This window comes from Microcoleus sp. BR0-C5 (assembly GCF_036705045.1).
GTDB lineage: Bacteria > Cyanobacteriota > Cyanobacteriia > Cyanobacteriales > Microcoleaceae > Microcoleus.
Genome location: NZ_JAUBTR010000022.1, coordinates 32,355 through 41,875, shown reverse-complemented (window position 1 = coordinate 41,875; position 9,521 = coordinate 32,355). Strand labels below are relative to the sequence as shown.

Annotated in this window: 7 protein-coding genes; 2 read left to right on the top strand and 5 right to left on the bottom strand. The window is 45.2% G+C overall.

Going from position 1 to position 9,521, the window contains the following annotated elements:
- From QUB08_RS13025 to QUB08_RS13005, 5 genes are all read right to left on the bottom strand, one after another.
- Positions 1–1,204 (bottom strand): hypothetical protein (locus QUB08_RS13025; protein ID WP_333225103.1); only part of this gene is annotated, 1,204 nt, incomplete at its 3' end.
- A 333-nt stretch (positions 1,205–1,537) separates the two neighbouring features.
- The gene (locus QUB08_RS13020; RefSeq protein WP_333225102.1) at positions 1,538–4,963 is read right to left on the bottom strand and encodes a helicase-related protein; all 3,426 of its coding nucleotides are present in this window, start codon (positions 4,961–4,963) and stop codon (positions 1,538–1,540) included.
- Between the two features lie 104 nt (positions 4,964–5,067).
- Positions 5,068–5,859 carry a Uma2 family endonuclease gene (locus QUB08_RS13015; protein ID WP_333225101.1) on the bottom strand — a complete coding sequence of 264 codons (792 nt, stop codon included), beginning with the start codon at positions 5,857–5,859 and terminating at the stop codon, positions 5,068–5,070.
- Positions 5,860–5,933: 74 nt separating this feature from the next.
- Positions 5,934–6,344, bottom strand: a complete 411-nt coding sequence (vapC, locus tag QUB08_RS13010) for a type II toxin-antitoxin system tRNA(fMet)-specific endonuclease VapC (protein WP_333225100.1) — start codon at positions 6,342–6,344, stop codon at positions 5,934–5,936.
- Positions 6,341–6,595, bottom strand: a complete 255-nt coding sequence (locus QUB08_RS13005) for a hypothetical protein (protein WP_333225099.1) — start codon at positions 6,593–6,595, stop codon at positions 6,341–6,343. Before QUB08_RS13005 ends, vapC begins: the two co-directional genes overlap by 4 nt.
- A gap of 277 nt (positions 6,596–6,872) precedes the next feature.
- Here QUB08_RS13005 and dnaK point away from each other — a divergent pair, with 277 nt between their 5' ends.
- Positions 6,873–8,981 (top strand): molecular chaperone DnaK, encoded by a 2,109-nt coding sequence (dnaK, locus tag QUB08_RS13000; RefSeq protein ID WP_333225098.1) that lies wholly within the window; start codon positions 6,873–6,875, stop codon positions 8,979–8,981.
- A 182-nt stretch (positions 8,982–9,163) separates the two neighbouring features.
- Positions 9,164–9,514, top strand: coding sequence for a four helix bundle protein (locus tag QUB08_RS12995; protein WP_333225097.1), 351 nt, complete (start codon positions 9,164–9,166; stop codon positions 9,512–9,514).
- Positions 9,515–9,521 lie beyond the last annotated feature (7 nt).

Below are 9,521 nucleotides of genomic sequence, written 5' to 3'. Positions count from 1 at the left end.
ATCCCCCCCGGCCCCCCTTAGTAAGGGGGGAGGAAGAGGGAGATTCCACATTAGTAAGGGGGGAGGAAGAGGAAGAGGGGGAGGAAGAGTTGGAAGAGTTAAGGGATTGGTTGACTCTATCGAGGATTAGTTTGTTGATTGTGCGATCGCACAAATATTCAGTAATCTCCGGCCTGGTATAATAAGCCCCAAAGGCTTTTTGGTTAATGTATTTCTCAAAGATGTATCCCAAAACCGCCGGGTTAATTTCGTTTTCCTTGCCGCCCACTGTATCATCGAGATTCCAAGAATAGGCGGCAAATAAATTAAATATTTTCTCAAAAGCAGCATCGGGTATGGCGATATTCGGATAATTTTGTTCGATGGGATGTTCTAGAAACAGTCCCCCATTCAAATATTTAACATCGCCGATTAATTCTGTAACGCCTTCCTCCCGCGAATCCAGAGGTTTAGCAAATCCATCAAAAAACAGTGTTTTCAAGAATTGCGAGTAAAATAAATCCGTTCCCCGCTGCTTGCTTTCGGCTAATTTATCCTGCAAATACAGGATTTTGCCGCTGTCGATAAACCCTTTGCGCTGCAAAAAATAAACAAACATCAAACGGTTGAGTAAAACCGAAGTATACCAGCGTCTGTCTGTTTCTTTGTCAATGCCGCGAATCACACTTAAAAATTCAACGTGTTGCTGTTTAAACTCTTCAAAAAACTTTTTAGTTACTCGTTCGACATCCAAGCCAGCCTGCAATCTTTGGGCGACATCAATCACCGAAAGCGTTTCTAATTCTTCTAAATCAACCTTTAAAGCTGTCACTTTACTCAGCAGCAAATCGCAAGGTTCCCGTTTCACGTATACATGATCGCGGGGATAAAGCTTTGTACCTTCGCGCTTCACCCAATACCAGAGACATTTGGTGCGATTTTCATCAATAAAAATCAACAGATTTTCGGCGGAAATTTGGACGATTTCGCGATAAATCGTCAGTCTTTCGGCGCTGTTGGGGATATTTCCGCTAGCGCTGGTAATTTCATATACAACTACTCCGTTAAGTTGGGCGATTGCCTTTCGGGAATAAGTCTCGCCTTCTATTTCTACAGGTACGGTTTTGTGGGAGGATGGATTATCCCAACCGAGTTTTTGGACGAATAATTTGTTGAATTCAAAGTCTTGAAGAAATTCGCGGGATTCTTTAAGTGTGGGCGGCATAGTTATATATGAAGGAAGAAGGGAGAACTGTAGTAGGGACACGGCATCGTGCCCAAGGCGTGTCAACTTAACGTTAAACCGAGAGTCCGACAGTCCGACAGGGGTTGAAACCCCTGTCTCAAAGCGAAAGTCCTCTTAAGAGGACTGAGAAGAAAAATTTTCAATTCATGAGTCGTCTTTAGACGACTTTCGCTATTAGACAGTCCGACAGGGGTTGAAACCCCTGTCTCAAAGCGAAAGTCCTCTTAAGAGGACTGAGAAGAAAAATTTTCAATTCATGAGTCGTCTTTAGACGACTTTCGCTATTAGACAGGGAATTCATTCCCTGGCGGACTAGCTGGATGGTGAGAGGAATGGCGGACTGACAGCTTTCTCCTGAAACAAGCCTAAAGAACAAATAATCATCGGTTCCCGTTTGTCTTCGTCTTCATTGACTATACACAAACGGTCATCCATCCGCAAACCCACGACTAATTCTGCTAATTGTCGATCGCCAATACCGCTTTTTAACTGCCGATTTAACGTGTCAATTGCCGACTGGCGCAGGGGATAGCGGTAAATTTCATCGATGGCTTTTGACAAATCATCGGATGCAAATATTGTACCATTCATTTCCTTAAAGTAACTCTTCAAACGTTCGTATGTTCGGAACCGGGCCCCGGAAGGCCGGCCCAATTGTCCGCCCGCAGTTAACTCTTCTTCTGCTATCAACTCTGCACCTTTTGTGACTAATTCGTGATGCTGTTTGTCTCTGGGAATGGCTGGTGTTGCTTCGTCGCAGGCGGCAATTCTTAAAATTGCGAGTTGCGATTGACTAACGCTATTGCCATCGCGATCGACCCAAATTAACGAATCATTTCCCTCGGCGGTTTTCATGTACAATAAAACTCCTTCGGGTTGCAAGGGTGCGGGAGTATGATTGCGAGTTGAATAAACTACATTTGGCATTGACTCAATGGTTTTTTTCAAAATTGGGTTGTTGTCCGTGGCATTTTTCCAAATTTGAAAAGCTTCCGATGTTAAGTCAACTTCGGCATCTTCTTCGCCATCTAAAATTCCTGATTTTTCATTGTAAATATCGAGAATGACTTGAGGTGAGTCATCCTCAAAAAATGTCTCATCAGTTCCAACAACTTCGGCATTTTCTTGCAAGCGTCGGCGCAGTCTTTCGCGCAGGTTGATAATGCGATCGACTCCTTCGTCTGGCAAAAACGAATAGCACAAAATGCGATCGGCTTTTTGACCGATTCTGTCCACTCTTCCCGCCCGCTGAATTAACCGAATAATTGCCCAAGGTAAGTCATAATTAACGATAATCGCACTGTCTTGTAAGTTGTGACCTTCACTCAGAATGTCGGTGGCAATTAAGATTCGCAATTCTCGTTCTGGGGAGATTTTGTCACGCTTACCGTTGCTAGTCGGACTAAACCGAAATGTGAGCTCGGTGGGGTCTTTTGATTTACCTGTCACCGATGCAGCGCCCGCAATATTTAGCTTAGCTAAATTATCAGTTATATAGCGGACTGTATCGGCAAACTGAGTAAAAATTAATACTTTCTCATGGGGGTGAGTTTCTGTGAGCAATTTCACTAAAGCAGCTAACTTTTCATCGGGTTGAGAATGCCATTCACCGCAACTTTGCAAGACTTCTATCAGACAGCGGGCATCTTCTAGCAAATCCCGTCTTAACTTCTTGGTATCAAAAAAGTCTGATTTGAGCCATTTAAATCTGCGCGGGTAGCGCGTTTGATATTCTCGATAAACAACTTCTGCCCGCTGTTGAAAACTCTTTTGAGTTAACAGCAATTCGGCTTCGATATCTAAAACTTCGCCCGCATCATCTTCGATTTCTTCGCTTTCAAAACTGCTAACCACCACAGAATCAGCATCTTCATCGCTGTTGCGGGTATCCAACAATTCTGCATCCTGGGTGCCGATCGGAATATCGCAGTTGTGGTCGATCGCATATAAGTAGATAAAATTCCGCAGGATGTGGCGCTCGATCGACTGAATAAAGGCACTACCGCTGCTTTCTAGGCGTTTAAACAGGTTTGTCCGCGAAAATCCCATTAACCGGCGACCCCCACGGAATAAGGCATTTAACTGCCGCTGTTCTGCTTCAGTCGGCTTTTGTTTGGGTTTTTTGGCAATGTAATTTCCGAGTCCGTAACGCGGCAGATTTAGTGCATTGATGACTTCGACAATTTCCTCAAAGTCAAGCTGGGAGTTAGTTTGGGAAGTTTCCGAGGAAAACTTAATGGTTCTGGGAAGGCGATCGGGAAAATACGATCGCGTGCGATCTGCAAATTCTAAATATTTGCGCTTCTTCTCTGCGTCAGTTTCCGCATAATTTTCTTTTATAAACGAGCGAGTGCGTCTCACCATGTAGCGCTTCATCAAATCTCGCCAATCATCAGGATGTTCGCTTTTTTCAAAAGCAGCTAAAGAGCGCACGGAACATTGATGCCGCTTAATAAATTCTAACTCTCCTTGACTGCCTCCGCCCAATTGATTCAGCAAAGCTTCGGGCCGCAGTCCTAAATTTTGGTCTTCAGGAATAAACAGCCGCAACTGAGAAGATAAATCTAAATAGGTTTTGTTGTAGGGAGTTGCTGAAAGCAATATACATTTACTTTCGTTGATTGCAATATATTCTTGAATCGCGCGATATCGCTTGCCTTCGCGGTTTCTGAGGTTGTGACTTTCATCAATTAACACAACTCGATAGCGGCGCAATTCTGGCAATTCTTGCTGTACCAGACTGATCGATAAGACTTTCGCAAGCAGGCGAAAGTTATCTGCATATTCCTGCCACATTTTTACCAAATTTTTGGGACAAATAATCAGAGTTTCCAAGAGACAGTCTTCTTGTAAAATTTTGGCGATCGCCGTACCGACTAAAGTTTTACCCAACCCTACAACGTCGCCAATAATCACGCCTCCCCGTCTGGTAATGTGACGGGCGGCTAACTTAACCGATTCTTCTTGAAATTTAAATAAACCCTTAAAATCGCGGGGAATCTGAAACTCAGCAATACCTGCGATCGCCTCGCGCGACAAATGATAGACAATGTTGAGATAGATGTGATAAGGTGGAATTAGTTCGGCTCTCGCCCAACTGCGATCGATAATTTCTGCGAGTTCTTTAGAAATATCAACGCAGCCGTATTCTTCCCAGCGATCGTCAAACCATTTTTGCAACTTATTACAAACATCTTGATCGGGAATCTCAATATTCAATTCTCCTTGTTTTGATAGTCCAGATAAAGTCAGATTACTGCTACCTAAAAAACCTACAATTGGAGTGATTGGGTCGTTGCGGTGAACGAGATACAGCTTAGCGTGCAGCGGATAAGCTAAAAATAATTTAACAATAACTTTTCCGGTTTTAATTTGATAGCTTAACCTGCGTAATCCTGCTTCATCGCTATCATTGGGAGCGCCTATTGTCAACTGCTGGCGAAATTCCTCAGCCATCCGTTTTTTGAGGCGAATAATGGCATTATTGTCAATCCCGCTGTGATGGGTAATGAGGCTAAAACTAGCATTCAATTCCTCGGCGGGCAACCTTTGCATTCCGATTAAAAGGCGGCAGCAGGCTCCTTGGTTTCCGACATAGGCTTCGATTAAATCGCCAATTCTCCGCCATCCCCGGAGATTGAAATAGCCAACGCAAAAATCTGCCCGATAGGAGAGTTTAATGGTGTCTCGCAATGCTTGTAGCAGCGGCAGTTGAATGTTGTCAAAAATGCGCGGCACTTGGTTTCCTCTGTTATATTAGTTGTACCTAAAAAAGTTTGTAGTAAGGACTTTAGTCATTAAAAAATCACAGGGAAGGAGTAAAGTCCTCACTACAAACCTGCTTACAATTCCGGTTCAATTCCAGCCGATCGCAACTGAGCGCGCAATTGCTCTAATTGGTCTTCTGCTTGTTGAGCTCTTTCTTGTTCGCGATCGGCTCTTTGCCGCTCTTGTTCTGCTCTTTCAGATCCAGATAACAACAGATTCCCTTCACTATCCCACCAGCGCAACCAAGGTAATTCCACATTTTGATACACTCCTTGCCAAATTCCCAATTCCACTCCTAACGGTTCAATGGGATAATGACCGCGATCGTTTGCAGCAACTAATTGATACCTATTTTCGATCAGGTGATAGACTTCAACGCTAGCCTTAGTTACTTCATAAATCCCGTAAAATGCCGGATGGATGACATTTTCATAAATCCAGAATTTTCCCGGCTTAGTTTCCTGTTGACCCGATCGCAACAAAGGCGTTCTATCCCGTTCTTCTGCACCATTGCCCGATACAAATTCTAACACAATTAACGGTGCTACAAATTCTTGCCACATCACATAAGAACGGCGCAATTGACCGTCTAGTGCGGGCGGGACATTCGGCACATAAAACCAGTCTGGCGCTTCTGCACCCTTTTCTAACGGGTCAGTTAATCGCCAATAAATACCGCTGTCTTGACCGATACAATAGTTACCATCTGAATGAATGCTTTGGAAGACGGGAGTAATTGAATCGGTTAACAGAATGCTTTGGGGATGTTCTTGAAAATTCTTCACAAAAGTGCCGTCTGATTCTGGTAATTGAGTGTGATCCGGCCATCCTGCGGGATTGTTTTCGACATCGAGGGAGAATTTCATAATTTTATTTCGATCGCGGGCATTGTTGGAGCGAGATTGTGATTTTGATTGTAGGCAAACTCGATACATCTAACTCATGCCTCTATCTCCCAATCTTCCAGATGCAAACCCTCAACGCGGCTAAACTCGCGGGTATTGTGAGTTACCACGATTAGGTTGTTGGCAAGAGCAATAGAGGAAATCAAAAGGTCATTAGGACCAATGGGTGTCCCCGATTCAGCTAATTGAGCGCGAATTTGACCGTAAATTAGGGCAGACTGGTCATCAAAAGGCAAACTTACAAACTCATTGAAAAAAAGTTCTAGTCGAGCTAGATTGCTATCTTGACGAGAACTTTTAAAAGCACCCCAGTAAAGTTCTGCTTTAACTACAGAGCATATTGCTACATCACCTGAGCGCATCATTGCTAGTCGGCGAGATACCGATGAGTTGCGGTCTGGATTTAACAAACGGATGCAAGTATTGGTGTCTAAAAGATAAATCACAGCAATTCTTCCCGGATTTCATATTCCAACTGCTCAGGACGAACAAGCGGTTCTCCCTCCCAACTTCCTATTACTGTCTCAAAAAAACCGGGCGGCCAGCCTAAATCTTCCGGTGTTTTAGCCTCAGTTGCTGGTACAATGGGCTGGAAAACTACAATAACTTCCAACTCTGTATCTTTGATACCACCGGGGATTTGCAAATGCAACATCCCGTCGGAACCAACGCGCGATCGTACTTTAATACTTTGCATAATTAACCCGCTAAATTTGCTTTCTATTCTAGTTTAAACAGCATAGGTTGGGCCAGTGCAATGAAACCCAACACATAATGCCGATCCGGGTTAACGCAAATTCCACCTACACGCGCCTGCAACCCGCCGCGCGTACCCAGCCAACCCCAGCAACCTGAACCGCAGGTGAGGCAATCCCCCTGCAGCCCCCGCTTCTCGACGCGGTACAATAAGTGCAATCATACTTAACGCTTATATTGAAAAAGTTACACACAACGCCACAGGAGACAACAGACGCATGGGTAAAGTAGTTGGCATTGACCTCGGAACAACAAACTCAGTAGTAGCCGTCATGGAAGGCGGCAAACCGGTTGTGATTGCCAATGCAGAAGGGATGCGGACAACTCCCTCGGTAGTTGCTTTCACAAAGGAAGGAGAACGCCTGGTGGGACAGATGGCCAGACGCCAGACTGTTCTCAACCCGCAAAACACCTTTTACGCCGTCAAGCGGTACATCGGACGCAAATATACCGAACTGACTCCAGAATCAAAGCGCGTCCCTTACACAACTCGCCGCGACGAAAACGGGAACATCAAAATCAAGTGTCCGCGCCTGAAAAAAGATTTTGCCCCAGAGGAAATTTCGGCGATGGTGTTGCGGAAACTGGCCGATGAAGCCAGCCGCTATCTGGGACAAGAGGTAACGGGGGCTGTAATTACTGTTCCCGCTTATTTCAACGACTCGCAGCGGCAGGCGACGCGGGATGCTGGACGAATTGCCGGACTTGAAGTCAAACGGATTTTAAATGAGCCGACAGCGGCTTCTTTGGCTTACGGTTTGGAGAGGCGAGAAAGTCAAACTATTTTAGTGTTTGATTTGGGCGGCGGTACTTTTGATGTGTCGATTTTAGACGTGGGAGATGGAGTATTTGAAGTTAAAGCAACTAGCGGCGATACTCAATTGGGCGGCAATGATTTTGACTCCAAAATTGTTGATTGGTTGGCAGAACAATTCTTAGAAAAAGAAGGAATTGATTTGCGTCGCAACCGCCAAGCTTTGCAGCGCTTGATCGAAGCGGCAGAAAAAGCCAAGATTGAGCTGTCGGGAGTCGGTGTCACCGAGATTAATTTGCCGTTTATTGATGCGAACGAAGACGGGCCTTTGCATCTGGAAACGCGACTAACTCGCGGTCAATTTGAGGGGCTGTGCACAGATTTGGTGCAGCGGCTACGGCGGCCAGTCAAACAAGCTTTGGCTGATGCAAGTTTGAGTCCTTCTCGCATTGATGAAGTTGTGTTGGTCGGCGGTTCGACTCGCATTCCTTTGGTGCAGGAAGTTGTTCGCAACCTGATTGATAAAGAACCGAATCAAAATGTCAATCCCGATGAAGTTGTGGCGGTGGGTGCGGCAATTCAGGCAGGGATTTTGGGTGGCGATGTCCGCGATGTGCTGCTGTTGGATGTGACGCCGCTGTCGCTGGGTTTGGAAACGATCGGCGGGGTGATGAAAAAACTGATTCCTCGGAATACTACTATTCCCGTCAGGCGATCGGACATTTTTTCGACTGCTGAAAACAACCAAACTGTGGTAGAAATTCACGTGATCCAAGGGGAACGGGAATTAGGCAGAGATAATAAGTCTTTGGGACGGTTTAAACTAACTGGAATTCCGCCGGCACCGCGAGGGATTCCGCAGGTGCAAGTAGCTTTTGATATTGATGCTAACGGGATGCTGTTGGTGACTGCTTTGGACAAAACTACCGGCAGGGAACAAAGCATTACTGTGCAAGGTGCTTCGACGCTGACTCAGCAGGAAGTGAATCAAATGATTCGCGATGCGGAACAGTTTGCTCAAGCTGATAAGTTGCAGCGGGAAAAGGTAGAAAAACGCAATCGCGCTGAAGCTTTAGCTTATCAAGCCGAGCGGCAGTTGCGAGAAGTTGCGCTCGATCGCGGAATGCAGTTTGCTCAAAGAAGCCGCCAGCGAATTGAAACTTTAATTAGGGAATTGCGAGACAGTTTGGAACGCAATGATGAGCGGGGAGTTGACCAAGTTGGTTCGGATTTGCAAGATGCTCTTTACGATTTGAGCCGGGAAGTTTCAGCTTTTGCTGATGATGACGATGATGACGATTTCTTTGAGTCTGTGAAGCGGACTTTTACGGGCGACGGTACTAAGCGGCGCAGCGATGACAGCAGCTATTATACCAATGCTAAACCGTACAGGCGATCGACTGTCGATCCACTGCCGGATCGCATGGGCGATCGTATGAACGATCGTATGGGCGATCGCATGGGCGATCGTATGGGCGATCGCATGGGCGATCGTAGAAGCAGTGCTAATCGCCCCACTCGCCCTTATCAAAATCAAAGCGACGATTGGGATGATGACGACGATTGGCTGTAATTGAAGGAAGAAGGAAGAAGGAAGAGGGAAGAAGGAAGAAGGAAAATAGCGGATTTTCAGCAGAGAATGTGTGACGGCTCTTTTCCTAATTCTTCTGGGATCCTTTCTTTCTCCTCTCCTAAACTAGACTTCTTTGAATTAGATAAAGATTACTATGATAAGTAAGGAGAAAATTATGTGGTATGACCCATAGAGAACAATACATCTGGCAGCGGGGTATTTATCTTTGTCAACTTTGCTACGAATTAACTAAATATTTTCATTCCTCGGAAATATATAGTATTACCAGTCAAATTCGCCGTGCATCTGTATCAGTACCAGCTAACATTGCGGAGGGATATGGGCGTGTTACTAGACAACAGTATATTCGATATTTGCGAATAGCTCTCGGTTCGCTCAGAGAACTGGATACTCATCTAGTGATTTCTGAAAGAGTAGGGTTAGCAGCACCAGAAAAAATCTCACCCGTTATCAAAGAAGCAGATGAACTCACACGATTAATTGTCAGTACAATCAACAAACTACAAGGATAAAACCTCA